Consider the following 25,579-nt stretch of genomic DNA (forward strand, 5'->3'; position numbering starts at 1 on the left):
CATTTGATTCTCCTATGAGTGATTGGGTGTACTGAATTTATAACCGACTCCCCAAACCGTTTGAAGATAAACAGGATGAGAAGGGCTTACTTCAATTTTTTCTCGAAGCCTTCTAATATAAACTGTAATTGTATTTTCATCTCCATAGGTCTCATAACCCCAAACGGCATCAAGTAACTGACCTTTAGAGAAAACTTGATTTCTATTTTTAGCTAGGAAAAATAGCAGTTCAAACTCTTTTGCTGACAGCGGTATTGGCTTGCTATCACGTAAAAAAATATATTCCTGTTTATTTATGACCATATTATCTATGTGAATGACATCTCCTCCCATATGCCGTCCATTATGCTGAAGCCATCTATCCTGTCTTCGTAAATGAGCGTTAATTCTTGCGACAAGTTCACTTAGAGAGAACGGTTTTGTCATATAATCATCTGCTCCAAAACCTAATCCCAGTACTTTATCTGTATCACTTCCTCGAGCACTTAAAATAAGAATGGCAACATTGCTATTTTCACGGATTTTACGACATATTTCAATGCCATCACAATCGGGTAGAGAAAGATCAAGGATAATGAATTCAGGTTTAGATTCTTGCAAATAATGGATTGCTTCATGACCTGTTCGAACAATATGTGAATCGAACTGATTAACACTTAAGTAGTCCCTTATAATATTAGCTATATCATTTTCGTCTTCAACAATTAGTACTTTGATGTTCCCGTTGCTCATACATACTATCTCTCCTTAGTAAGATGTCTAAATCATTTTCTTCGGTTGACTAGGAAAAAAAACAAAACAATGATAAGGAATGCATAAATTATAATCCATGTGTATTGCCAATAAAAAACGTTGGGTATAACTTCAATTTGATCGCCCACACTCATCATTTCTAATGAAAAATGAAGAGGAGGAAGTAACCAAAGAAGTCCAGTTAGAATAGAATCTTTTAAAGTAGCGATCACGACAGAAATAATAAGGATGCCTATTACACCCCACCACGTATTTCGCCTATTTTTCACGAGTTCCCTAGTAAATAAAGCAGTGAGTGCAATGGCAAGTAACGATAAACTAAAATGAGATAAGAAACCTAGTAAAATATGTAATAGTTTGGGCTTCTCAAAAAATGCCTCTATTAGGATTGGATAGATGACAGAAACACAGCTTAGGCTAAAGGCAAGCAGCCCACAAATGATGAATATCCCTAAATTGTAGTCTATTGTTTTTCTCGTATGAAGGGTAGTAATCATTTTTTGTCCTTCATCTTCAGCATGAAATAATGTAACAGTAAACCAGCCCATTAAAAAAAAGAGCACAAGAGATGTAAATGAATAACTATCTAATATTGGATTAGGCACAAAAGTATAATTAACGATAAGACATAGAATGAAGATTGTAAAAGGTGGAACGTATTGATAGGTTCTTAAATAATTTATCAATTGATAACGTACTAAACTGCTCATCTTTTTCGATTCCTCCTTTCAAAAATGAGAAGAGAATTGTTCTTTTTTGTAGTGGACAGTAGCTAAATATTTAATTGAAGCATTGTGTTGTAATAATTTCAGTAAAATTTCATCTGAATCCTTTGCTGGAACAATCGTCACTATTTCATAATGTCCATTCACTAGAAGTTGTTTTTGTTGAATCTCCATAGAAGGTATGATTTCATCGAGTAATGACAGGCTAGCAATCTCAAAAATTAATCGATGCGTTGGATTGCGATCGAAACCCTCTATCTGAATGATCGTATTCTCTTGAATAAGTAAAACGGAGTCTACAAGGTTTTCGAGTAATTTGGTTTCATGACAGGTTAAGAGGATACTGAGTCCTTTGCTTCTTACTCTAGCTAAGATTTGTTCGAAATCATTTTGTGCCTTGGCATCAAGTCCTGACAATGGTTCATCCATTATCAGTAGATCAGTTTCTTCTAGCATCGCCTGCATAATCATCACCTTTTGCTTCATCCCTTTAGAGAAATGGACAATCCTTGTATCTTTTTCCTCTTTTAGTTGAAACATATCAAGTAATTCTTCTATCTTCTGCAAAAGCTGCTTTTTAGCCATACCTCTTATACAGCCCATGTGATAAAGATATTCTTGAGGCGTAAATAAAATATGAGAAGGAGTTGTTTCTGGTACATAGCCAACTTTTAAAGACGTTTTATGCTTCACAATAGAACCACTGTCTGGTTTAATGAATGCTGCAATAATCTTGAGTAAAGTACTTTTTCCAGAACCATTTTTCCCTACTAGAGCAATGATTTGATTGGACGCAATTGAAAACGATACATTCTCTAAAATTTTTTTCCCATTGTATTGTTTACAGATGTTTTGTATTTCCAAAATAGTAGTCATCTTCACACACCTTTATTTTGGATAATTCTTCTCCATAAAATAATTATAATGAAAATCGACCATTCACTTCAATTAAATTGGTTATATTTCCTGTTTTTAGTTATTTCAATTACATAAAAAAGCTCTGCTTTTTAAATAGCAGAACTTTTAAGGATTGATTACAACGAACGATATTTTTTTAAACTGATAATATTTAACGTAATGAAAACAATGGCAAAACAAGCAAGAATGCTGAGATTCACTATAATATCAGAAAGTGAATAACCTTTATACATCACACCATTCAATGCGTCCGCAGCATAGTATAGAGGCATGATACGCCCAATGTTTTGAAGCCATTCCGCCATACTATCCAGCGGGAAAATACCCGAAAAGAACACTTGAGGAACAATAACAAGCGGAATAAATTGCATCATTTGAAATTCTGAAGAGGCAAAGCTAGATAGCAACGCACCTAAGGATAACGAGACAAGAGCAACCATCATATTGATGAGTAGGACAAGCCAGATGGAGCCTACATGGACAATATCGAGCACATAAATACCAAACAGGACGATAATAATTGTTTGCAGGAACGCAAATAAACCATAGCCAACCATATAGCCTGCTACAATTTCTGAACGTTTAATCGGTGTCGCTAGTAAACGCTCCAATGTTCCAGAAGTACGCTCCTTTAATAAGGCAATGCCCGTAATTAAAAAAACAAAGAAAAAAACAAAGAAGCCAATGAGCATAGGACTAAATATATCAAAAATAGCCGTATCCTGATCACCATAAACATAGTCCGTTTTCATACTGCCTATAGAGGCTTGTGTAGGCTGTAAGATTTGAGCAAGTTGCATCGTTAAAGCCTTTGCCAGAGAAGGATCATCATTTAATAAAGTTAACTTACTAACATTTTGCTCTACTGCTAGCCAACCATTATACTCTTTATCTTGTAGCTGTTTTTTTGAAAAATCATTGTCCACGATAATGGTAAAATCAGTCTCTTTTAATTTGTCGATCAATGGGGCGGGCGCATTAGAGACCACAAGTGTGACGGAAGCCTCATTACTATTGAAAATAAAATACATTAAGGACAAGACAAGAAGTGGGGCTAAAAATAATAAAGCAAGTGTCCGTCTATCTCTTTTCATTTGTTGGATGATTCTTGTGATGATAGCACTTATTCTCATTGAACGTCACCTCCAGCTTTTACAAACACCTCATCAAAGTCTTTTGCTTGATAATGTTCTTTTAACTCTTGTGGGGTACCCTGTGCAATAATATGTCCACTTCTCAGCATGGCCAATTGATCACATCTTTCCGCTTCATCCATCGCATGCGTCGTCACTAAAATGGTTTTTTGTTCCTGATCTTTTAAACGAATCAGTTCTTGCCAAATTTCCTTTTTTAAGACAGGATCTATCCCCACCGTTGGTTCATCCAAAATGAGTAGTTTAGGATTTTGAATAAGGGCAATAGCAAGAGATAATCGACGTTTCATTCCCCCCGAATAATTTTCTACTTTTAGTCGTAAGTCATCTGTTAAACGAACGAGGCTTGCTGCATAGGCTACTCTTTCTATTCGTTCCGCTTTAGATAGTGAATAAAGCTTTGCAAAAAAATGTAGATTTTCTTCTCCCGTTAAATCTGTATAAAGTGCATCTGATTGTGCCATATAGCCAATGTCATTTAATAATTGTTTATGAGGAACATTCAAATCTAATACTTGAATAGTACCACTATCAGGTTTCAGCATGCCCATAATCATTTTGATTAGTGTTGTTTTACCACAGCCTGACGGACCGAGTAAGCCCATTAACTGTCCCTTAGGAACATCCAAAGAAAGGGGGGCAATAACTTGCTTATGTTGAAATCGTTTTTCGAGAGACTTAATAGAGATTGCCTGGTTGCCCATATGGTCCTCACTCCTTCACTGAACACAATGTTGATTTGATAAAAATTTTACTGTAGCATGTGAGCAAATACAATCAACAGTTTATCAGCAAGTGTTAAGTAAATGGAGGGAAATATGTGTCTGTACATGAAAAAATGAATTTTGAAACGAAGCAAGCCATTAAAAATGTTTTTATCCAACAAGTAGAGGAGGTAGGCTTTGAGCGTGTGACTGTAAAGAATTTAGCGTTTGTAGCTGAAATTAATCGTGGCACGTTTTACTTACATTATTCAGATAAATATGATGTGATGGAGGATTTGCAGCAAGAGCTATTAAAGGAGTTAGAGCGCTATGTCAAACATGTTCAGCCGTTGGATGCTTTTCAAACGTTAAAAATGGGGCAACTCTATCAGCCATTTATCAAGGTGATAACGTGTATAAAAGAGCATGCACCAGCTTTTCGTATGTTATTAGGAGAGCAGGGGAGCCCTAGCTTTACACAAAAGGTGAAAATGATCTTTGGGAGTCATATTTTGGACAGATTATCGCTTATACGCAAGGAAGCACAAGATCCAGAGTTTCAACAATACTTACAAGCCTTTATAGCATCTGCCATTTTAGGGGTCATTCAGGAGTGGTTGGACAAGGGGAACGAGAACTTAACAGTAGAAGAAATGGTCGCTCTACATTTTCGATTAATACGTTTTTTAGGAAATGTAGTAGGTACTATTTAATGAAAACCGCTACAGCACTGGATCTGTAGCGGCTAGAAATTTAGAGATGTAAATCTCGTTTTACAAAAAAACGAATTGCTAGACTATAGCAAAGCAAGCCAATGAGGAAAAGTGTACCTAGCATCCACCAGCAAGAGCTATTTTGTTGAATTAATTGAACGGAATCGAACAATGAATAGATTGTAATGTATTGTAATTTGTCTAGTGAACCACCCATATTGCTCAGTGCCTCAATCAGATAAAAGGCAATGGGAATGCCAGCACTATAGGCATAGGATGTTCTTAAATCTTTCGTGCTGCAAGACATAAGAAAACAGAATCCACTAATGGCAAAGTGCAATAAAAATAGCCCGAAATTTAACAGCAGTAGGGCCGTTATGTCCAGCTCATTAGGGAATAATATTTCTGCAAAGACAATCATGACCAACGTAGTAACAGCAAGGAGTGTAAAAAGGCTGATGATCAAAAATAGTGCTTGTGTAAAGACAATTTTAAAACGTGTATTCGGTGTAGCGATTAAGTATGCCATCGAACCATTATCAATATAGCCCATGATGAGCTTATTAGCTAACATGATAGAAAATACCAAAGGAAGAATCATTAATAAAAATCCATATAAATAGGTGGAGAGAAATTCTATCAAGGTATCGCCAATGCTGGTCATACCAAAGGCTGCCATCATCTCAGGCATTGTTTCTGTTAATTTTTTTAGTGTATCCGTCATTTCTGGGTTATACATATAAATTACACTGACAATATATAGCATTAGTACACCGATAATTATGGTGAATAGTTTAAGAGAGGCAAATAACTCATGCTTGAATAGGGTAAAATTCATGATTAAGCACCTCCACTTTCGTAATAATGCATAAAAATATCTTCTAGTGACTGGGAAATAACGTCTAAGTCTATAATTTTATAGTTAGATAGCGTATGGAGAAATGCTTGAAGGTCTCCCATTATAGTAATCATAACTTTTGTAGAAGAGATACGTTCAAGTACATATTCCTCATCAAGGAAGCGAGTGAGCTCTTGCTCATCTTGAAACTCAAGCATGTATTTTTTAGATTTACGTTTCTTTAAATCTGTAATGGTTTCAGTCGCCACGATTTTACCTGCATTAATAATCGCTACACGATCACAAGTTTTCTCTACTTCTTCAATCATATGAGAGGACATGAAAATGGTCGTTCCTTTGTCCTTTTCAGCTAAAATGAATTCAATAAATTTGGTTTGCATGAGCGGGTCTAAACCACTAGTAGGTTCATCTAGAATGACAATTTCGGGATGATGCATGAAGGCACAAACTAAACCAACCTTCTGCTTCATACCTTTCGACATTTTTTTTATGAGCCGAGAAGCATCTAATTCAAAGAAATGCATTAATTCCTCGGCATGGGTGTAATCATTCATCCCTCTTAACTTAGCAATAAAGTGAATAAATTGCTTACCCGTCATTTTATCAATAAACGCAATTTCTCCAGGTAAATAGCCAACAACTTGTTGGATGGTTGCAGATGCCTCCCGACAATTTAAACCGTTAATGAAACAAGAGCCCTCAGTTGGCTGTAAAAAACCCATTAAATGGCGTATGGTTGTGGATTTTCCTGCCCCATTTGGTCCTAAAAAACCGAACACTTCACCCTTTGGAATTTGTATATGAACATTTTGTATACTATAAAAATCGCCAAACTTTTTAGTTAAATGGTTTACTTCAATCATGGACACGTCACTCACCCCATTTTATTGATACAATAATGTTTTCAAAAATAGAAAATATTCACTAGCCTCTTCCATGCATTGCTCGATTAATTCATTAAAGAGCTCTTGATTATCTACATGCGCTTTTAATCTTTCCTCATAACGATGACTGATACCATCTGTTACCCATTGAATAGTATCAATTGCCTTTTTTATATCCAAATTTTCTCGGAATAAACTAGTATCAATTCCTTCGAATGCAGTTACATAAGCATTTTTTTGAAAAGCGGCATTGTAATGATTTAGTTCATCTCGTACCTCAGAGCTTGTTTCAGCATAGGCCTTTTTCAAAAAATCAAACAGCGCATGATATTGCTTCATGAGATCAATTTTAATTTTCATGATCTGTTCATAACGCTTAAAAATATCAGGCTCTGCTAAATCAATTTGGCGATTAAGTGCCACGGAGAATTTAGTAGTTGTATAGTCATATAAGAAAAGATATAAATTTTTTTTACTACCAAAATAGTGATATAAAATGCCTTTTGATATATTGGCATTGCTCACAATTTTGTTTGTTGAAGCGGAAGCATAGTTATTGAGCGAAAATTCCCTTAAGGCAGCATTAATAATTGCTTGGCGCTTTTCTTCGGTTAAATTCATAAAAGCTTGATACAATTTTTTACTCCTTTCCGTCATATTTTATGCCATTATATAGAAATTGACTACTGTGGTCAATGTGATTTGGGAAAATAAAAAAGAACATGATTTTGACCATTTCCAATAGTCTCACTCATGCTCTCCATTGCTTCAGTTTACTTATCATAATAATTGTTCAATGCAATTTCTAAACGTTCTTCTAAATGCTTTGAAATATAGCTTAGAACGAATTGCTCTTTGTCCATTTCAATTTGTGCGGACTTGAAAAATTTGGTGAAAAAACCGACTTTATGATTTTGGGAATATTGCTGTAATGCTTCTGTACGTAATGTAGAAACGATTTCATTTTCTATATGACGCTCTCTAATCTTTTGGACAATGTCCTTCACGCTATTTTCTTGCAGCTCGGTAATTTGATTTTGTAGATGCTCATTTTCCTGCTTTAGCTCCAACGTTTCTTTTTGAATTTCTTCCACTTGAAGGATAGAATCGGTCGAAAGACGTTGAATGTTTTTGTCAAGAAAGTCCTGATTAATGTTAACTTGTAATGTCCCTTGCTCTTCATTCGGCAAAATCTGAAAAAGACCTGTTTGAATCATTTGCTGTAGGACGTTTCCAAGCAAATCGATTTTATGTGATAAATCCTCAGAATCCATGGTCGTTGCGGTAATTTGGTGTTTCAGCAACTGACCGTTATCATCAATACCTAGCAATAATTTAATCCCCCTTACACGATACTCATCCTTCAATAATAAAATCATGCGCAATCTCAATATAGCAGGTAGGTTTAAACGAATATTGCTATTTGTATTGGGCGAAGCATTGTCAAAAATATACTGTTCAAACGGTTTTAAATAGTAGCGAAGCATGGCGTCTGTAATATCAAACCAGCCCGCGACTTCTGCAATTGTATAGTGTTTCGATTCATCGATCTCTGCTAAATACCCATCATTATAGAGGTTTTCCTCTAAAGGTGTATGTTGCAGTGCCACAAACAATGGGTCATCTTGCACAATTTCAAGTACCATTTCTTTTGTATCATTTACTTTAAGCATCCTTACACACCCCACTTTATTTTTCCTATGACTAAATGTTCCCTATATAGGTTTCTATTCGATTGGCAGCAATTGTATGCCTATTTTATGTAGGAAATAGTCATTAGAACGAAGTACCTTTTAATCTTTTATGAATCTTAAGGGAAATTGTACTGATGTTCAGGAGGAAGTTAATACAGAAGAATTACCATCCTATACATTTTATTTATTATAGATAAAAGAATATAATTAGTGTAAAATTACACTTAAATAATCATATTATATTTTTGTGGAGGTGTAGCTGAAATGAAAAGATTTATTCAAAGTATGTTGTCGCTATTTCCATTCCCGTTTTTATTTCATTTTTACGAGTATAATAGCCACCTCACAAACCAAGAGGCTAGCTTCTTATTTCCGTTATTTCTTTTTTTCATTATTGGAGTTGGCATAGTATCTAGAAATGATCAGCTACCTTTGTTCATTGTCCTAAATTTTTTGATGACTGCTTTGTCTTTAATGTTAGGCCATTTTTTTATAGATGATGATGGAAGTTGGTTTAAGCCTTTTGGAAGAGATGTAGCCATTATCTTTGTTTCATTTTTTTATGTTTTAGGGCAATTAATTACAAGAGGGATTAGAAAAGGAATCATGAGACATAGAGTAAAAGATTAAAATTACAATAAGTCGTATAAGAAAGAACCATGCCTTTATAAGAAAAGAGGGAAATATGATCATTACTATTGATACAGCTAAAAATGAAGATTATATTGCGATCAATCATCTTGAGGAAACGGTTACTTGAACGTTGTAAAAAATGGGGAGGGGGCTACATCTATAGAATTAATGTGTGTGAGTTCAATACCAATGAAATTGAATTTTATGAGCATTTAGGGATGAAGAGTGTAAAAAGAAAAAAGAAGATGAATATAGAAATCAAGCAATTAAGTCACTCATGAATGAACATGAGTGACTTTTTTGTTTCACCGTATGAGATCGTGTTGATCTACTAACTAAATAATGTCAATTATTAAGAAAAAGTTAAGAATTCTCCTTGCAAATCTTTAAGAAAGTCTCTTTATAGTTAAAACCATCAATAAAGAAAGCAAAGCGAGGAGACAACTAAATGCAGCTCATCACCTTCCTTACTGAATTTATAAAGCATCCAAAAACAATAGGCGCTATATCACCTAGTTCTAAGAAATTAGCGCATAAAATGGTGCAACCTATTTGCTTTGAGACGGCTCAATGCATTATAGAGCTTGGCCCTGGGATGGGGGCCTTTACAAAGGAGCTTGTGAAAAGAAAAAAGCCAGCTACATTGCTTGTTCTCATTGAACATAATGCGATTTTTTGTGAGAAACTGCGTAGGCAATTTGCTCATGTAGCCAATGTTGTAGTGATCCATGGTTCAGCAGAAAATTTGAAGCAATATTTGACAGATTTGAATATCGAAAAAATAGATTATGTTATTTCTGGACTGCCATTTACATCGTTAAAGGCGGAAGTATCGTGTTGTATTTTAAGAAATGTGAGGGATTGTTTGTACAATGGAAAATTCATTACTTTCCAATATTCACTTGTGAAAAAATCATTTTTTCAAACCTATTTTCAGAATATTTCACATGAGAAAGTATGGATTAATATGCCACCAGCCTATGTATTGAGCTGTAGGCTAGGAAATACGAGGGTCAGCTAATGGAGCTAAAGGATCTTTTATTATTTATTGAACAATATGGCTATTTTGCTTTGTTTTTTAGTTTATGGCTAGGGATCATAGGCATGCCGCTACCAGATGAAATGATTGTCATGAGTGGTGGTTTTCTATCGTCGCTAGGAAAATTGATCATATGGAAATCTTTCTTACTTACTTATTTAGGCGTTGTTTCAGGGCTTTCTCTAGGATTTATACTTGGAAAACTATTTGGTCATCGTGTACTCGATAAACTTGTGAAAAAGAAAAAGGCAAAGTACTTAACCAAATCACAAGAATTGTTAGATCAATATGGACACTTTGCATTAGTCCTGAGTTACTTTATTCCAATTGTTCGACATATCCTCCCTTACTTGGTGGGAATGAATAATATGTCTTTTAAAACATATGCCTTATTTTCCTATACAACAGGCTTTGTCTGGACATTGATTTATTTTACACTAGGTTTATTATTTGGCAGTCAAATTGAATATATTTCTTTGATTGCTACGAAATATGGTATGTACTTTGGGTTATTCATCGTGACTGTTAGCTGTATTTATTATTTTTATATACGGAAAATAAAAAAATAGCTAAAATGGAGGAGCATTATGAATGGAAAATATTTGATTAATGGTGGGATTAGATGAGTAATGAAACAATTTTAATTGTAGATGATGAAAAAGAGATAAGAAATCTGATAGGCATTTATTTGAAAAATGAGGGGTTTCATGTGTTAGAGGCATGTGATGGAGAAGAGGGCTTACAGTTAGTAAAGAAGCATAAAGTACATTTAATTGTATTGGATTTAATGATGCCTAAAGTAAATGGCATTGAAATGTGTATGAAGGTAAGAGAAATAGCAGAAATGCCTATTATTATGCTAACTGCCAAATCTCAAGATATGGATAAGATTAGTGGTTTAACGATAGGTGCTGATGATTATGTGACTAAGCCCTTTAATCCGTTAGAGCTAATTGCCCGCATTAAATCACAGCTCCGTCGCTATCTGAAAATGAGTGGCTTACATAGCAGCAATAGAGAGGAGCTGGAAGTTGGCGATTTACGTATCAATACAGCGACACATGAAGTTTTTGTTAACAATGAAAGAGTAAAACTGACACCTAGGGAGTTTGCTATTTTGGAATTGCTTGTTAGTAACCCTGGCATTGTCATGAGTGCAGAGCAAATCTATGAAAAAGTTTGGAAAGAGGAAGCATTTCAATCGGAAAATACTGTAATGGTACATATTCGAAAAATTAGAGAGCGAATTGAGGCAAATCCAAGGAATCCACAATATATTAAAACCGTATGGGGAGTAGGGTATAAAGTTGAAAAAGTTCTTTAGGCTTTTAAAGTTCCCAAGGTTTCTGAAGCAAATTGGTGCGAAAATAAAAAATAATATTCAACGTAGCATTCGTATTCAACTATTTACAACGTTTTTATTATGTGCACTTGGCAGTTTTTTAGTGGCACGTGCAGTAGTGCCATTTTTTGAGAATAACAATGAGACAGTGATTGTGGATTATAGTGGTAGTATGAAGATGATGTATTATCATGCACAGGATACAGCAGCATTGGCAACCCAAGAAAATAGTGTTGAAGCATTAAGAGAATTGATCGATCAAGAAAATGGAAAAATAGAAAATGAGGACAATGCATTCAAAATTGTCGTCACAGATGAGGCAGGTAAGATCTTATATAAAACAAAGCAGGTAAAAGAGCAACAAATCGATTTGCATGAAGAAATAAGGCATGTCATGGGCTTTACAATGAATCAACCTTTTGAAAATGCCTATCATATGATCGAAACTTCTCGTGAAGAGTTTACTACATTAGTGCCACTAACTTTACAAGATAAAAATTATTACTTCTTTGTTAGTGGACTTCCACAAGGAGAAGCCATCACAAGTACGAATGAAGGTCCCATACCTTTTTTCATTGGTGTTATGTTGTTTATCGTATCATTTTTCTCGATAACAAAACGCAAAATGAATCAAATTGAGGCATTAGCAGAGGGGGTTATGGAAATCGCAAAAGGAAATTTAGCCTTTCGTATTGAGAAAAAAGGCCAAGATGAAATTGCTTCACTAACGGATAATGTTAATCAAATGGCAGAAGAAATTATGACAAGTATCGAGATGGAGAGGAAAATTGAGCAACAAAAAAACGAGCTTATTACAAATGTTTCACATGACCTTAGAACACCTCTTACCTCAATCATGGGTTATTTGCGTTTATTAAGAGAAGAGAAGTATGAGACAAAAGAGCAATATGACGAATATTTGAAAATAGCCTTTTCTAAATCCGAACAATTAAAAAATTTAATAGACGATTTATTTGAATATACTAAGCTCACGAATGATAAAAATACTTTAATGCGACAACAAGTTTGTGTAAATGAGCTGCTCGAACAACTAATGGAGGAATTAGTACCGTTAGCAGAGGAGAAACAACGTATTTTTATAAAACATTTTCCAGAAAATCGAATTGTTGCTGCGCTGGATTCGGAAAAGATTGTACGAGTTTTTGATAATCTCCTCATCAATGCGATCAATTATAGTACTGCTGAAGGGAAAATTATGGTTTCCCTTGAAGGACAAGCACACCATGTGCGTATTTGTGTAGCGAATCAAAGTGATGCCTTTACATCGGTGGAGCTTGCTAGTTTATTTGAGAGATTTTATAAAAAAGATCAATCGAGAACAAATGTAACCGAGGGCTCAGGGCTTGGACTAGCGATTGCCAAAAGCATAGTGGAGCTTCACGGAGGAACGATTCACGCAAAATACAAAAATGAGACACTGTACTTTATTATCACATTGCCGTTAGCAGCTACATAACTGACTACAATGGAAGAATAGTAATGGCATGTTGTGTTTGTGTATGATGTGACAGCATGTCTTGCAGGGTTGCTAGGGTAGCTGTGTTTCTGATTAATAATTGGATTTCAGTATGCTTGTATTGTCGTTGAAAGTCCATAATATAATCTGCAATGATATGTAAATTATATTGATTTTTAATCTCTACCTCAACGAAAAATGGCAGTGTTAAATCTGGCAGCTTAATACTGCCACCACGTCGAATCCAAATTGCTTCCTGCACATAGTAGCGGATCGGTAATTGGCGGTTACTAGCTATAAAAATATCCATAAAAAACTCCCTTCAGTGTCTAATTACAGCCTAATGGAAATGCATTCAGTCGTCAAAAGAAAACATGTAAAAATCTGATTGAAGATTTTTTCATGTTTTTTTTGTTTGTTTTTGTTGAATTTGATTTGAATATGTCCGTTTTTTGGACTAATTGTAAAGGGCGTGTAAACATTAATTTAATCCATTGTAAATGATATGTACAGCTAGCTTAAAACTATTAATAATAAAGTCTGACAACAAGGAAAGGGTTGAATGGATTGGCTATCAATGTACAGGAGATGATTTTTCAATTTCTTGGAGGGTTAGGCTTATTTCTTTTCGCTATTAAATTTATGGGAGATGGCTTGCAGAAGGCTGCAGGTGATCGACTAAGAGATATTTTAGATAAATTTACAACAAACCCATTGATGGGTGTACTAGTTGGTATTGTGGTTACAGTTCTCATACAATCAAGTTCAGGTACGACCGTTATAACTGTTGGACTAGTGAGCGCAGGACTTATGAAATTGCGTCAAGCAATAGGCGTTATTATGGGAGCTAATATTGGGACAACCATCACAGCATTTATTATAGGAATAGATGTAGGTGCTTACGCATATCCAATTATGGCAGTGGGCGCGATATGCTTATTTTTCTTTAAGAAGAGTTTCATTCAAAATATGGGACAAGTATTATTCGGGTTTGCAGGTTTATTTATTGGTTTAGAGCTTATGAGTGGTGGAATGAAGCCGCTTAGAGATTGGCAACCATTTTTAGATTTGACTGTACAAATGTCTGATGTGCCGATTTTAGGGGTATTAGTAGGAACGATATTCACCCTGATTGTTCAATCTTCCTCAGCTACAGTAGGGATTTTACAAGGGCTTTATGCTGAAGATTTAATAACTTTACACGGGGCATTACCTGTCTTGTTTGGAGATAATATTGGTACAACGATTACAGCAATTCTAGCCGCTTTAGGTGCTTCTATTGCAGCAAAGCGAGCAGCTGCCACACATTTACTATTTAATGTAGTGGGTACAATTATCTTTATGCTCATATTGGGATTATTTACGAACTATGTGGAATGGATTGCAGGGGTGCTCAATTTAGAGCCGAAAATGCAAATAGCCTTTGCACATGGAACGTTTAATGTCATCAATACAATCATTCAGTTACCATTCATAGGTGTTTGGGCTTATGTCGTAACGAAACTAATTCCAGGCGAAGATTCAGTTATTGAATACAAACCAAAATTTTTGGATAAAAATTTGATTATCAAATCACCATCAGTGGCATTAGGTCAAGCAAAGATGGAAGTAGTGCGCATGGGCGAGTATAGTATTCAAGGTCTAGAAGAAACGTTAACGATTTTGAAAACGGATGATGCTAAGTTAATCGGCAAGGTCGGCCAATTGGAGGAAGCCATTAATAATTTAGACCGCAAATCAACGGAATATTTAGTGGAGCTATCAAAACAATCTCTATCAACCCATGATTCCCAAGTGCATCATGCTTTATTTGAAAATATTCGGGATATCGAACGAATTGGTGATCATGTAGAAAATATAATTGAGCTTCTGCAATACAAGGATAGTAATCGCGTTCGTTTAAGTCAACAAGCGATGCAGGAGTTAGAAGATATGTTTGTTTTTACATTAGAAACTGTGAAAATGTCTATTGAATCCCTTGATAAGCGTGACCTTTCCTTAGCACAGCAAGTGATAGAAAAAGAAAATGAAATTGATAATATGGAGAGACGTTTACGTAAATTGCATATTAAGCGATTAAATGAAGGAGTTTGCTCAGGTTCAGCAGGTATTGTATTTGCGGATATTGTGAGTAATTTAGAAAGAATTGGTGATCATGCTTCTAACATAGCGGAAACCGTTATTGCCTAATATTAAGCTGTTCAGTGGAGATAATCTGCTGAACAGCTTTTTTATTAGGGGAAGGATAGAATTGTTAAAATGACGGATAGAATTTCAAAACTGACGGATAGAATTTCAAAACTGAAGGATAGAATTTCAAAACTGAAGGATAGAACCCTCAAACTGTCGGATAGTCATAAGCTTCTATGGCTTCTAAAAAATAAGTTAGGATGGGGGATTGTACTTCGTCCTTACGATAAATAAACCATGTAGGAATACGTGCTTGCTTGTTCTTTATCTTGTGCAATGTTAATGCTTGTGTTGCCATATATTTTTCCGCAATGGCAAGTGGTAGTAAGGTAATACCTAACCCAGCAGCAACACAGCCAATAATACCGTCAAGCGTACCAAGCTCCATTCGATTTTGTGGTCGAACCCCTTCTTCATGTAACCAATGTTCCAAGATGGCTCGATAGGAACAGCCGTGGCGGAATGTAATCACAGTGCTTCCCTCTAAATCCTGTAGATGCTTAATAGGTTTATGCTTGCTAGAAGTGAGAATAACAAGCTCTTCACAGACAAACTCTTTCATCATTATATTTTCTTTATAAACAGGTCCGGTAACAAATGCGCCATCTAGTTCATAGTTTTCTACCCGTTCAATATTGTACTGAGAAGGGCTTGTTAATATGGTGATATCCACTTGTTCATGTGCTTGATGAAATGTGCTTAACAGAGTTGGTAAATGTAATGCAGCAGTTGTTTCCATCGAACCAATTCGTAAAACGCCTCGTTGTTCCTCCGTTTCATGTATGATCTCAAAGGTTTTTTCATAGAGATGAAGCATTTTTAGGACTAACTCGTAGAATTGTTCTCCTTTTGATGTTAACCGTATCCCTCGATGTCCACGATAAAAAAAGGTTGTTTCGTAGAGTGCCTCAAGACTTTGTATTTTCATAGAGATGTTGGATTGTGTGTAATTAAGTGCTGTGGCAGCTTTAGAAAAGCTACCTGTTTGGACGACTGTTCGAAAAATCGTTAAATCATTAATATTCATATGCCCTCCAGCTATCAATTTTATTGATACTTATTATAAAGAATTAGATCTATTTTTGATACCTAGATATTCGATATAGTGAAATAGAAGGAGTGATGATATGCACAAGGAAACCGTACGCTATTTAATCGGGGGCATTTTTGCTTTAGTTATTGCTATGGGCATCGGCCGTTTTTCGTATACGGTTATTTTACCTTATATGCAAGAAACTTTTGAATTTAGCCGAGCAACAGCAGGTTACTTAGCAACAAGTAATTACTTAGGTTATTTGGTTGGAGCCTGGGTGGCAGGTCGTTTACCAATAGGGAATAAACGTATTCTCTTTTTGCAAATTACCCTTGTTATCAGCATTTTAACAACAGCCTTCATGGGCTTTACAAATGTAATCATCATTTGGTATTTATTACGATTTATCTCGGGTATTGTGAGTGCTTTTATTTTTGTTGTTATAACAAGCCTTATACTAGACCAGTTAGCCAGCAGTAGTCATATGCATCTATCGGGGCTGTTCTATAGTGGGGTGGGAATAGGGATTGCATTAAGTGCGGTAATTGTTTCACCAATCCAAGCTGTTTTCCATTGGAATGGAACTTGGATCGTATTAGCTTTATTTAGTATTGTATTGTTTGTCTTGATTGTACTATTCATTAAGCCTATTACACCAAGTAAACAACTAGTGGAAAGCCAGATAATTTCACAGAAAACGCCTCCTCAGTCTTGGATGAAATGGTTAATCATCGCTTATAGCTTAGAGGGGCTTGGCTATATTGTCACAGGCACATTTATTGTATCAATTGCACAGGAGTCGACAAGCTTTCATGGAGATGCAGCCTTTGTATGGTTTGTTGTGGGTGTTGCAGCAATTCCCTCATGTATCGTTTGGTCTAAGCTAGCACAGCGTTATGGCTATGTGAAAATTTTACTCATCTCTATGCTACTGCAAGCGATAGGTATTGTTTTACCTGCGCTAGCTACAAATTCGATGACCCTTTATGCTAGTGCCTTCATTTTTGGGGCAACCTTTATGGGAATTACAACTGTTTGTACAACATTAGCGAGGAAACTTGCACCAGTTAATAGTCATCAAATGATAGGTTATTTAACGGCTGGCTATGCGCTCGGACAAATGATTGGTCCATCCATTGCAGGCACACTTGCAAGTTACACAAATAGCTATCAGTATGCCTTAGTTGGGGCTTCCTTAGTAGTAATGCTGGGAGGATTATGTTTAATAGGAGGCGTAAAATATGATAGAAGCAACTAAAAAAAGTAAGTAAGGCATAGTGCGCCTTACTTACTTTGAAATTAATGGATATCTCGTTTCTTAAAGTTACCACCACGAACTTCTGACACATCAGAAATGACTACAAAAGCGCCTTCGTCGATGTCTTTAATAATCGAAACTAATTTATTTTCTTCCATACGGTTAATGACACAGTTTAAGATTTCTGTTGGTTCATTGGAGAAACCACCACGTCCATGTGTATAGGTAACACCACGTCCTAAGCGGGCTTGGATAGCGTCTCCAATCTCCTCGGATTTTCCACTAACAACACGAACTTCTTTTGATTTTTCTAAACCAACTTGGATAATATCGATAACATTTTTGGCAATATAGTAAGTTAACGCTGAGTAGAGAGCACTCTCTAAGCCAAAGATAAAGCTTGCCCCTAAGAAAATAAAGGCATTGATAAATAATATAATATCGCCGACTGAAAATGGAATTTTACGAGATAATAGTACAGCTAAAACCTCTGAGCCATCTAAAGCGCCACCATTTCGTAGGACAATTCCAATACCCACACCAAGGAGCATACCACCAGATAATACAATTAGGAGGGGATCATTTGGGCCTAAAATGGTTTTGACGTCATGTAAAAGCACTGTAGAAATCGATAATGCTGCAATACCAGCGCTACTCATTAAGGCAAAGGTTTTTCCAACTTGCTTGTAGCCGATATAAATGAACGGAATATTTAATACAAAGAGCAGTACGCCTAACGGGATACCAAAGAGGTGCGCACCCATAATACTAAGACCTGTTACACCGCCATCAATGACAGCATTCGGAATTAACACGGCCTCTAGTCCGTATGCGGCTATAACTGCCCCAATAATGATCATAATTAATTTTCGTATATTTTCTAGTGACTTTCCTTTTTTCATAAATCTTCTCCATTTCTTTACGTCAATAGTACCTAAGGCTTTGGAATAATATTTAAAGCAATTGTTTTAGTCTCCAAACCTTTATTTGAATCGGTCATATTATAGTATTTAGTTAATAAATCGTTTAATTCATTTTCAAAGTTTTTGAATTGATCGTCCGTTAACGTTAAGTCGATTAAAGAAAAAGTTGCTAAATCTGTTGTGCTTTCTTTTTCATCAAGTGAATGCAAATAATTTTGATATTGAGATAGTAAAGCCAATTGATAGTAGGAAATATAATTTAATTTTTGCTTGGTTGTGAGTTGAGTCCAATCCTCCTTACTAAGTTTTGCTGCTCCTTCATTTAATGCATAAAACTTCTCTGTAACAGAACGAACTTTTCGCTCTTTCACAATTTTTATGATATTTTCATCGACTAAAATTTGGATATGACGATATAGAGTGGCTTGTGGTACATCTTTAATGACAGAAATCATCTCCAATGTGCTTAAACCCTCTTCTTTATTGTGCATCAGAGCTTGTAAAATTTTCATTCTCACAGGGTGCATTAATACCTCTGCTTTATTACGCATAAACCGATCCTCCTACCAGAAAATGAGATAGTATCAAGGGAAGCAATCAAATGTTATCAATTTGAGAACATTATCAAAAAATATACTATAGCGTTTTTTTAAAGATGTACAGTAAAAAGGTAATGAAATTTTTTCATTCTTTTGTTATCATTATTGATAATGATAATGAAAGGGGTTATAAAAATGAAATTACACTATGGTTTTGAAGACTTAAATCAAATTGATTGGGCAAACATACTACCAATTCTTTTACCATTTGTACTCGTAGGTTTTTTACTTATCACTGTTGCACTAATAGATTTATATAAACATAGAGATAGCAGAGAAAACATACTAATGTGGGCCATTATTATTTTGTTCTTTAATACAATTGGTTCTGTTCTATATTTCGTGATGGGAAGAAAGGATGTCAATAAACGTGCGCTTAGAAATTAATAATATTACGAAAAAATTTAAACAGAAAACGGCAGTAAGTAGCTTTTCAATGGTTATAGATTCGAATGAATGTGTAGGGCTTATTGGACCAAACGGGGCAGGAAAATCTACATTAATTCAGATTATTGCTGATATTCTTTATGCAGATGCAGGGGACATTGTACTTGATGGGCAAAAAATTTCAAAGATGAAAAATCATATTGGTTATTTACCACAGTACCCTAATTTCTTCTCGTGGATGACAGCCTCTGAAACTTTAGCCTTTATGGGGACACTTTCGGGTATTTCGAAAAATCAATTACAAAAAGACATCCCAATTCTTCTGGAAAAGGTAGGCTTAGGGAAAGAAGCATATGCTCATGTTGGAACATTTTCAGGAGGTATGAAACAGCGTCTTGGAATCGCACAAGCTTTATTACACAGGCCAGCTTTCATCATTATGGATGAACCAGTTTCAGCCCTAGATCCAATTGGTAGACGTGAAGTGCTGAATCTATTAAAAGACATAAAAAAGAAACGACCATATTACTTTCTACACATATTTTAGCCGATGCGGAGGAAGTTTGTGAGCGCTTTGTGGTCATTAAAAATGGTTACAAAATAGAAGATGCAACAAAATTAGAGTTACTTAATCGCTATCAAGATTCAGCTATCTTTTTAGCGGTTCAAAAGAAAGATGTGAAGTGGCTAACAACGATTGAACATTTACCTTATGTAAAGAGAATCGAAAATTGTGGGGAAGGTTTTAAAGTATATGTCAATCACTTGGAAAAGGACGCCCATCGATTGCTACAGTACGGATTGGATTCAAATGTACTATTTACAAAGTTTGATCTTGGCCTTCAAGAAAGCTTAGAAGAAATATTTTTAGAATTGGTGGTGTAATTTGAAGTGAATACGTTTATAGCACTAAGTAAAAAAGAAATGAATCAAATGACAAAGGAATATAAAGTCGTTTGGCTACCAATCGTCTATATCCTCCTAGGTTTAACTCAGCCGATTATGATGTATTTCTTGCCTGCTATTTTACAATCAATGGGTGGTATAGAAGGGATTATAATTGATCCAACAATGGCAAAGCCAGGGGGAGAAGAAGTGCTTGCTTCAACCCTTAATTCGCAATTTGATCAATTAGGTATAATCATCCTTGCTATTGCAACGATGGGTATTATTCAAGGAGAAAAAGCGAATGGAATGATGGCCTTCATTTTAACAAGGCCAGTATCAATCACATCCTACTTAAACAGTAAACTCCTTACTCATTATATTTTAGCCGTCCTATGTATTTCGCTTGGCTATGCAATGTCCCTTGGCTATACATCTTATTTATTTACCTCTGTACCGATAACGCGTGCATTGATAGCTTTAGCATTTTATTGTATTTGGCTGTTGTTCATCATTACATTTGTTGCCATGATGAGTACATTTTTTAATAGTACAACATTTATTGCTTTAATTAGTATTGGTGTCTTATTTATTTGTCGTTTTTGTGCTGGTTTACATCCATTCTTAGATGTCATAAATCCAGCTAGTAATAGTTTGTATGCTACAACGATAATAATGACAGGTGACATAGAAAAATGGTATAGCTTTAATATTATTGTCACACTGTTACTTGTACTATTCATGATGGCTATCATGCATCATTTTATTGCCAAAAAGAAATTTTAATATGGAGGAAATCCTCGACAAATGAATGTAAAAGTAAATCGAAGAAGCAAAATTCCATATTATCAACAACTCACACAGCAGTTGCTTTTATCCATAGCGACTGGAAGCTTAAAAAAGGGGGACCATTTGCCTTCAATTCGCCAGCTAGCAGCACAAACAAACCTCAATCTGCATACAGTTCATAAAAGCTACAAAGAGCTTCAAAAAAAGGGGATCATCACCATTAAGCCTCAGTCTAGAGCATTTGTTATCGTAGATCCTAATAAAGCAACGACTATTTCATGTCACCAAATAGCTATGAAAGTGGAGCAATTATTGATAGAGGCTTATATTTTAGGCATGAAAAAATCTCAACTAAAAGAAATGTTTTATGACATTTTACAAAAGTATTATACGGAGAGTGAAAGAGATGGCTACTGATAACCTAGTGACCATCTCTTACTATTTTTATTAAATTAAAAATACAGCAACTATCGTTGTCACAATCAGTCCAATGACTACAGGAATTAAATTTCGTCTTGCCAGCTCAAATGGGCTGACATTACAAATAGCAGCTGCTGGGATTAATGCCCAAGGAATTAGTGTACCACCACCAACCCAAATCGCTGTGATTTGCCCTAAAGCTGTTAAAGTTGCTGTTCCATCACCAATAGCATTCCCGAATAGACTACCAACCGAACCTGCTAAAGAAATTCCAGAGAAGCCCGAACCATCTAACCCCGTAATTGCGCCAACAACTGCTAGTGTGACAACAGCAATTTCCTTTGTTAACGGAACTATTGCTGCAAGACCGACACCCAGATCATTGACAATACCGTGTGAAGTAGCGGGGAGGTGATCTCCAAGAATTTGTGTAAAGCCAGCATCTCCAAGATAGAAGAAAGCAGCAATTGGAATTACGGGTCCGAAGACTTTAAAGCCGAATTGAAATCCTTGAATCAAATAACTTGTTGTCTTTTCTAATCCCGCTGATTTATGAGCAACCATACTAAGCAACAATAAAATAAAAACAGAGGTTCCACCGATTAAAGCCGTTGCATCGCCGCCCGTTAAATTGAATACTGACATAGCGATAACGTCTAAGATAAAGGCAATAGGAATAAGTACGGCGAAGAATCGTTTTTGCCCAATTGACAGTAAGTTTTCCGCAGTTTCTTGTTCACCATCCTCCTCCTCATTGTTGCCAGTATTTAAAAGTAGCGTTCCTCGTTTCATATCACGTCTTAAAAAAATATAAGCAACAATTGTCGTTACAACGCCCATTGTGATAACAAGCGGAATACTGGCTGAAACAACATCTCCAACAGGGATACCAGCAGCATCAGCCGTTAATTTTGGAGCCCCTTGAATGACAAAATCACTCGATAATGCAATACCATGCCCAAATAAGTTCATGGCCATGGCAACCCCCAGTGCTGGGAGGCCCGCCCGAATCGCAACAGGCAAGAGCACGGCTCCTAATAGCGCTACTGCAGGTGATGGCCAGAAAAACCAAGAAATAAACATCATTAAAAGTCCAATCGTCCAATAAGCGAGTGCGGGTGTTTTAATGATCTTTGTGAAAGGGGCCACCATAACCTCATTAATACCTGAAGACATCATGACCCGACTCATCGCCACGATAATCGAAATAATAAGAATCGTTGATAGCAGCTCAGTTATGGCATAAATAAAGCTGTTAAACACACCACTTATGGAAGAAGTAAAATCACCAGTTGCAACAATCGCTAGCATAAAGATGCCTACTACACAAATGAGGGTGGTATCGCGACGTTTAACCATAAATCCGATGATGAGCACAATAAAAACCACGTAAATCCAATGGAGAGCTGTGAATTCAATCCCCATACGTTTCCCCCTCAATATTCTGATTCTATAGAATATGAAGAGAAAAAAAGATGGTGATGATTTTAAAAAATTTAACTTAGGCGGAAAGCTAAACAACACCAAAAAGGTATTTAAAGTTATACCCAAAACAAGATATTTGAAAGAAATGAGTTTATAGATTAAAATACTTTTATAGATTATCGATAATCTATAATCCATAATATATAACGCTTTTAGCTAATCACCCTATACACTGAATTATGTTAAAATAAAAGGATATAAATTTATTGGAGTGGTTTAATGGGGTTTGATGAAAATTCAATTTCAAAAAAAACAATTTCTGAGCAAATAGCTGAACGATTATTATTTCGCATATTTTCTGGTTACTATGAACAAGGTCAGCGCTTAATAGAGGCAGAAATTGCAAAGGAGTTACAAGTAAGTCATGCACCTGTCCGTGAGGCTCTATATCTTTTACAAAAAGATGGTGTAGTTGAAAAAGTACAACATAAAGGTGTAAGAGTGAAGATTATAACGGATCAGGAATTAAAGGATTATTTGGAAGCGCTTTATCATCTATTGGATATTGCACTAACCAAGTGTGAATCTAAATGGACTGCCGATTTGCAAAATGAACTATTATTTCGATTTGAAGCTATGAAACAAAGAAAGTCTGCTGAAAATATTTATGAATATGTTGTTTCGTTTGCCCACTTGTTACAATTGTTTTTTGATGTTACAGGAAATATTGCTATGCTACGATTCTTTAAAGAAACAATATTTGTTACAAATGTAGCTGCACAAACCAAATGGAAGATGAATCTAGTTGAATCCTATCATATGTCCATCAATACTTTTATCAAGTGTATAGAAGTGTCGGATTTTGATCATGCACGAGTAGCTATTAAGGATGTTATTTTATGGTACCAATTTAAATAATTTTATGGGGGTAACATAAATGAAAGCTGCAGTTTGGCATGGTGTGAAAGATATTAGAGTTGAAGAGGTTGAATTACGCGCTTTAAGAGAAGAAGAAGTGAAAGTAAAAGTAGCGTGGGCTGGTATTTGTGGAAGTGATTTGCATGAATACGAAGAAGGTCCGGTTTTCGTACCAGTTAATGAAAAAGCTGATTTAACAGGTGAAGTTGCCCCACTTACAATGGGACATGAATTTGCTGGTATCATCGAAGAAGTTGGCTCTAAGGTTACTGACTTTAAGGCTGGGGACCGAGTTGTCATCAATCCTACATTAACATATAGAAATAAACATGAAGAAGTCGATCGTTATGATGGATTTAACTTTATTGGTTTACATGGAAACGGTGGATTTGCGGAATATGTTAATGTCCCTGTAACGAATATACATCGTTTAGCAGATAACTTAACATTACAAGATGGTGCACTGGTAGAACCAATGGCTGTTGCTGTACAAGCTGTTAAAGATGCTGGGGTTACATTAGGTGATTCTGTTGCTGTATTTGGTGCTGGACCAATTGGATTATTAACAGTAATCGCTGCAAAAGCATCAGGTGCTAGTAAAGTTATCGTATTAGATTTATCCGATGATCGATTAGAAAAGGCAAAAGAATTAGGTGCAACCCATGCTATTAATTCAGGTAAAGAAAATCCTGTACAAGCAGTTCGTGCGATTGTTGCAGATGGGGTTGATGTATCCTTTGAGGTGGCAGGAGTTGCTCCTACCTTTAAACAAGCAATTGATGTAACAAAACCTCGTGGTAACATGATGATTGTTTCGATTTTTGCAAGACCAATCGAATGGAATCCAATGCAACTTACAAACACAGGTGTTAATGTATTATCATCCATTGTTTATACACCGTCAATTTTCGAAAGAACAATTGATGCAATGAGCGCTGGTCAACTAAATCCACAAGGGATCATCACAAGTCAAATTGACCTAGATGAGATTGTTGAAAAAGGATTCAAAACGTTAACAAATGACAAAACACAATCTAAAATTTTAGTCGAAATAAGCGGAGAAAAATAAAATTGAGAGGAGTATGGCTGATGACAGCCATGCTCTTTTTTTATAGTCTGGAGGAGTATGGAGCTTAAGAAAAAATGACAAAAGGAATCGAGAATGAACTTCTCGACTCTTTCAGTAACTTAATCTCTTTCTCTAGCTCTCTGTGTGTCTCTAATATTCTTTTGAACCGTGATGGATGCAAATAAACTTAGAACAAATGACATACCATAGAACCCTTTTTCGCTTAAAACAATACTTCCAGCATTATATAACCCAATGCCCATTAATGAAATAGATACAATAAGTGCAACCCAGCTAATACCATAATAAATACTAGTAACTGGTATTCCCTCTTCTTTATCTCTTACTGCTTTTTGTAAGGATATTGCTGAATAGAGTCCAAATATTAAAACAGCTAGGTAATATCCTTTTTCGTTTAGTTTCATCGTTGCATTAAACAAGCCTATAAAATATGCCGTAACACCTACTAACAATGCGCCCCAGGAAGCCCCCTTGAAAGCAGCAGTTGGTTCCCCCTCTTTTCTTTCTACTTTAACTTTCGGATTAGGCTGCTTTTCCTTATCTAATGAAGACTCATTTTGATTAGACAATATCTTTCTCCTCCTTCTATCACTGTATAAAAACATTCTATCATTCTACAGGGAGGTTATGAGAATAGAAATTTTTCTAAATCTCGCTCTTCAATAATAATTTGGCTGTTATTTTTACTGGAATATAGAGTTAATATGGCTTTCTCAAATCTGAAAGCACTCTTATCATTCCTTGGTAAAATTGTGTTCTACACCGAG

The 25,579-nt window shown here is 35.7% G+C and carries 28 protein-coding genes and 1 pseudogene; 14 read left to right on the forward strand and 15 right to left on the reverse strand.

All coding sequences use genetic code 11. The features are described from left to right. Nucleotides 1-12 precede the first annotated feature (12 nt). The 5 genes from LBYS11_RS06260 to LBYS11_RS06280 form a co-directional block, all read right to left on the reverse strand. The gene (locus LBYS11_RS06260) at nt 13-732 is read right to left on the reverse strand and encodes a response regulator transcription factor (RefSeq protein WP_103117667.1); all 720 of its coding nucleotides are present in this window, start codon (nt 730-732) and stop codon (nt 13-15) included. A 32-nt stretch (nt 733-764) separates the two neighbouring features. Beyond that, nucleotides 765-1,463 (reverse strand): hypothetical protein, encoded by a 699-nt coding sequence (locus tag LBYS11_RS06265; RefSeq protein ID WP_048391214.1) that lies wholly within the window; start codon nt 1,461-1,463, stop codon nt 765-767. An 18-nt stretch (nt 1,464-1,481) separates the two neighbouring features. Further along, nucleotides 1,482-2,354: an ABC transporter ATP-binding protein gene (locus LBYS11_RS06270; protein ID WP_103117668.1), complete on the reverse strand. Its 873-nt coding sequence runs from the start codon at nt 2,352-2,354 to the stop codon at nt 1,482-1,484. Nucleotides 2,355-2,512: 158 nt separating this feature from the next. Then, nucleotides 2,513-3,529, reverse strand: a complete 1,017-nt coding sequence (locus tag LBYS11_RS06275; protein ID WP_103117669.1) for an ABC transporter permease — start codon at nt 3,527-3,529, stop codon at nt 2,513-2,515. Beyond that, complete coding sequence (locus LBYS11_RS06280) at nt 3,526-4,254, reverse strand: ABC transporter ATP-binding protein (protein WP_048391206.1); 729 nt, start codon at nt 4,252-4,254, stop codon at nt 3,526-3,528. Before LBYS11_RS06280 ends, LBYS11_RS06275 begins: the two co-directional genes overlap by 4 nt. Nucleotides 4,255-4,370: 116 nt before the next feature. On the opposite strand from LBYS11_RS06280, the gene LBYS11_RS06285 reads away from it, so the two are divergent. Beyond that, a complete protein-coding gene (locus LBYS11_RS06285) occupies nt 4,371-4,967 on the forward strand; it encodes a TetR/AcrR family transcriptional regulator (RefSeq protein ID WP_103117670.1) in 597 nt (198 codons plus the stop codon). A gap of 40 nt (nt 4,968-5,007) precedes the next feature. Here LBYS11_RS06285 and LBYS11_RS06290 read toward each other — a convergent pair whose 3' ends face one another. The 4 genes from LBYS11_RS06290 to LBYS11_RS06305 form a co-directional block, all read right to left on the reverse strand. After that, a complete protein-coding gene (locus LBYS11_RS06290) occupies nt 5,008-5,805 on the reverse strand; it encodes an ABC transporter permease subunit (protein WP_175400711.1) in 798 nt (265 codons plus the stop codon). Between the two features lie 2 nt (nt 5,806-5,807). Further along, nucleotides 5,808-6,689 (reverse strand): ABC transporter ATP-binding protein, encoded by an 882-nt coding sequence (locus LBYS11_RS06295; RefSeq protein WP_233732758.1) that lies wholly within the window; start codon nt 6,687-6,689, stop codon nt 5,808-5,810. 21 nt (nt 6,690-6,710) lie between these two features. Beyond that, nucleotides 6,711-7,346: a TetR/AcrR family transcriptional regulator gene (locus LBYS11_RS06300; protein WP_103117672.1), complete on the reverse strand. Its 636-nt coding sequence runs from the start codon at nt 7,344-7,346 to the stop codon at nt 6,711-6,713. 137 nt (nt 7,347-7,483) lie between these two features. Then, nucleotides 7,484-8,383, reverse strand: coding sequence for a hypothetical protein (locus tag LBYS11_RS06305; protein ID WP_066036633.1), 900 nt, complete (start codon nt 8,381-8,383; stop codon nt 7,484-7,486). A 285-nt stretch (nt 8,384-8,668) separates the two neighbouring features. On the opposite strand from LBYS11_RS06305, the gene LBYS11_RS23495 reads away from it, so the two are divergent. From LBYS11_RS23495 to LBYS11_RS06335, 5 genes are all read left to right on the forward strand, one after another. Further along, complete coding sequence (locus LBYS11_RS23495) at nt 8,669-9,034, forward strand: hypothetical protein (protein WP_233732508.1); 366 nt, start codon at nt 8,669-8,671, stop codon at nt 9,032-9,034. A gap of 451 nt (nt 9,035-9,485) precedes the next feature. Then, nucleotides 9,486-10,058 (forward strand): class I SAM-dependent methyltransferase, encoded by a 573-nt coding sequence (locus LBYS11_RS06320; protein WP_054550638.1) that lies wholly within the window; start codon nt 9,486-9,488, stop codon nt 10,056-10,058. Next, a complete protein-coding gene (locus tag LBYS11_RS06325; RefSeq protein WP_103117674.1) occupies nt 10,058-10,645 on the forward strand; it encodes a DedA family protein in 588 nt (195 codons plus the stop codon). Before LBYS11_RS06320 ends, LBYS11_RS06325 begins: the two co-directional genes overlap by 1 nt. Before the next feature lie 53 nt (nt 10,646-10,698). Beyond that, nucleotides 10,699-11,400 (forward strand): response regulator transcription factor, encoded by a 702-nt coding sequence (locus tag LBYS11_RS06330; protein WP_048391196.1) that lies wholly within the window; start codon nt 10,699-10,701, stop codon nt 11,398-11,400. Further along, nucleotides 11,384-12,895, forward strand: coding sequence for a sensor histidine kinase (locus LBYS11_RS06335; RefSeq protein ID WP_103117675.1), 1,512 nt, complete (start codon nt 11,384-11,386; stop codon nt 12,893-12,895). The genes LBYS11_RS06330 and LBYS11_RS06335 overlap by 17 nt, the downstream gene beginning before the upstream one ends. A gap of 4 nt (nt 12,896-12,899) precedes the next feature. On the opposite strand, the gene LBYS11_RS06340 is transcribed toward LBYS11_RS06335, so the two are convergent. Next, on the reverse strand, nt 12,900-13,205 hold the full coding sequence (locus LBYS11_RS06340) for a hypothetical protein (RefSeq protein ID WP_048391191.1): 306 nt from the start codon (nt 13,203-13,205) through the stop codon (nt 12,900-12,902). A gap of 278 nt (nt 13,206-13,483) precedes the next feature. Between LBYS11_RS06340 and LBYS11_RS06345 the strand changes: the two genes are divergently transcribed. After that, the gene (locus tag LBYS11_RS06345) at nt 13,484-15,085 is read left to right on the forward strand and encodes a Na/Pi cotransporter family protein (protein ID WP_181574679.1); all 1,602 of its coding nucleotides are present in this window, start codon (nt 13,484-13,486) and stop codon (nt 15,083-15,085) included. Nucleotides 15,086-15,233: 148 nt separating this feature from the next. Here LBYS11_RS06345 and LBYS11_RS06350 read toward each other — a convergent pair whose 3' ends face one another. Further along, nucleotides 15,234-16,112: a LysR family transcriptional regulator gene (locus tag LBYS11_RS06350; protein WP_103117676.1), complete on the reverse strand. Its 879-nt coding sequence runs from the start codon at nt 16,110-16,112 to the stop codon at nt 15,234-15,236. Nucleotides 16,113-16,212: 100 nt separating this feature from the next. Here LBYS11_RS06350 and LBYS11_RS06355 point away from each other — a divergent pair, with 100 nt between their 5' ends. Next, nucleotides 16,213-17,376: a YbfB/YjiJ family MFS transporter gene (locus tag LBYS11_RS06355; RefSeq protein ID WP_103117677.1), complete on the forward strand. Its 1,164-nt coding sequence runs from the start codon at nt 16,213-16,215 to the stop codon at nt 17,374-17,376. A 41-nt stretch (nt 17,377-17,417) separates the two neighbouring features. On the opposite strand, the gene LBYS11_RS06360 is transcribed toward LBYS11_RS06355, so the two are convergent. Next, a complete protein-coding gene (locus LBYS11_RS06360) occupies nt 17,418-18,278 on the reverse strand; it encodes a YitT family protein (protein WP_048391185.1) in 861 nt (286 codons plus the stop codon). Nucleotides 18,279-18,310: 32 nt separating this feature from the next. Beyond that, the gene (locus LBYS11_RS06365) at nt 18,311-18,850 is read right to left on the reverse strand and encodes a transcriptional regulator (RefSeq protein ID WP_048391183.1); all 540 of its coding nucleotides are present in this window, start codon (nt 18,848-18,850) and stop codon (nt 18,311-18,313) included. Between the two features lie 183 nt (nt 18,851-19,033). On the opposite strand from LBYS11_RS06365, the gene LBYS11_RS06370 reads away from it, so the two are divergent. The 4 genes and pseudogenes from LBYS11_RS06370 (at nt 19,034) to LBYS11_RS06385 (ending at nt 21,376) form a co-directional block, all read left to right on the forward strand. After that, complete coding sequence (locus tag LBYS11_RS06370) at nt 19,034-19,285, forward strand: PLD nuclease N-terminal domain-containing protein (RefSeq protein WP_054550645.1); 252 nt, start codon at nt 19,034-19,036, stop codon at nt 19,283-19,285. After that, nucleotides 19,269-20,170: pseudogene (locus LBYS11_RS06375) on the forward strand (ABC transporter ATP-binding protein). The gene LBYS11_RS06370 and the pseudogene LBYS11_RS06375 overlap by 17 nt, the downstream one beginning before the upstream one ends. A 6-nt stretch (nt 20,171-20,176) precedes the next feature. Further along, the gene (locus tag LBYS11_RS06380) at nt 20,177-20,956 is read left to right on the forward strand and encodes an ABC transporter permease (protein WP_103117678.1); all 780 of its coding nucleotides are present in this window, start codon (nt 20,177-20,179) and stop codon (nt 20,954-20,956) included. A 21-nt stretch (nt 20,957-20,977) separates the two neighbouring features. Further along, entirely contained in the window at nt 20,978-21,376 is a 399-nt protein-coding gene (locus tag LBYS11_RS06385; protein WP_103117679.1) for a GntR family transcriptional regulator, read from the forward strand. 30 nt (nt 21,377-21,406) lie between these two features. On the opposite strand, the gene LBYS11_RS06390 is transcribed toward LBYS11_RS06385, so the two are convergent. Continuing rightward, the gene (locus LBYS11_RS06390) at nt 21,407-22,804 is read right to left on the reverse strand and encodes a hypothetical protein (protein ID WP_066036644.1); all 1,398 of its coding nucleotides are present in this window, start codon (nt 22,802-22,804) and stop codon (nt 21,407-21,409) included. Nucleotides 22,805-23,083: 279 nt separating this feature from the next. Here LBYS11_RS06390 and LBYS11_RS06395 point away from each other — a divergent pair, with 279 nt between their 5' ends. Both LBYS11_RS06395 and LBYS11_RS06400 read left to right on the forward strand, forming a co-directional pair. Next, nucleotides 23,084-23,722 (forward strand): GntR family transcriptional regulator, encoded by a 639-nt coding sequence (locus LBYS11_RS06395; protein ID WP_048391171.1) that lies wholly within the window; start codon nt 23,084-23,086, stop codon nt 23,720-23,722. Between the two features lie 19 nt (nt 23,723-23,741). Continuing rightward, nucleotides 23,742-24,791, forward strand: coding sequence for a 2,3-butanediol dehydrogenase (locus tag LBYS11_RS06400; protein ID WP_103117680.1), 1,050 nt, complete (start codon nt 23,742-23,744; stop codon nt 24,789-24,791). Between the two features lie 119 nt (nt 24,792-24,910). Here the strand turns inward: LBYS11_RS06400 and yiaA are convergent, their stop codons facing one another. After that, the gene (gene yiaA, locus LBYS11_RS06405) at nt 24,911-25,381 is read right to left on the reverse strand and encodes an inner membrane protein YiaA (protein WP_103117681.1); all 471 of its coding nucleotides are present in this window, start codon (nt 25,379-25,381) and stop codon (nt 24,911-24,913) included. Nucleotides 25,382-25,579 lie beyond the last annotated feature (198 nt).

This window comes from Lysinibacillus sp. YS11 (assembly GCF_002896375.1).
Lineage (GTDB): Bacteria > Bacillota > Bacilli > Bacillales_A > Planococcaceae > Lysinibacillus > Lysinibacillus capsici.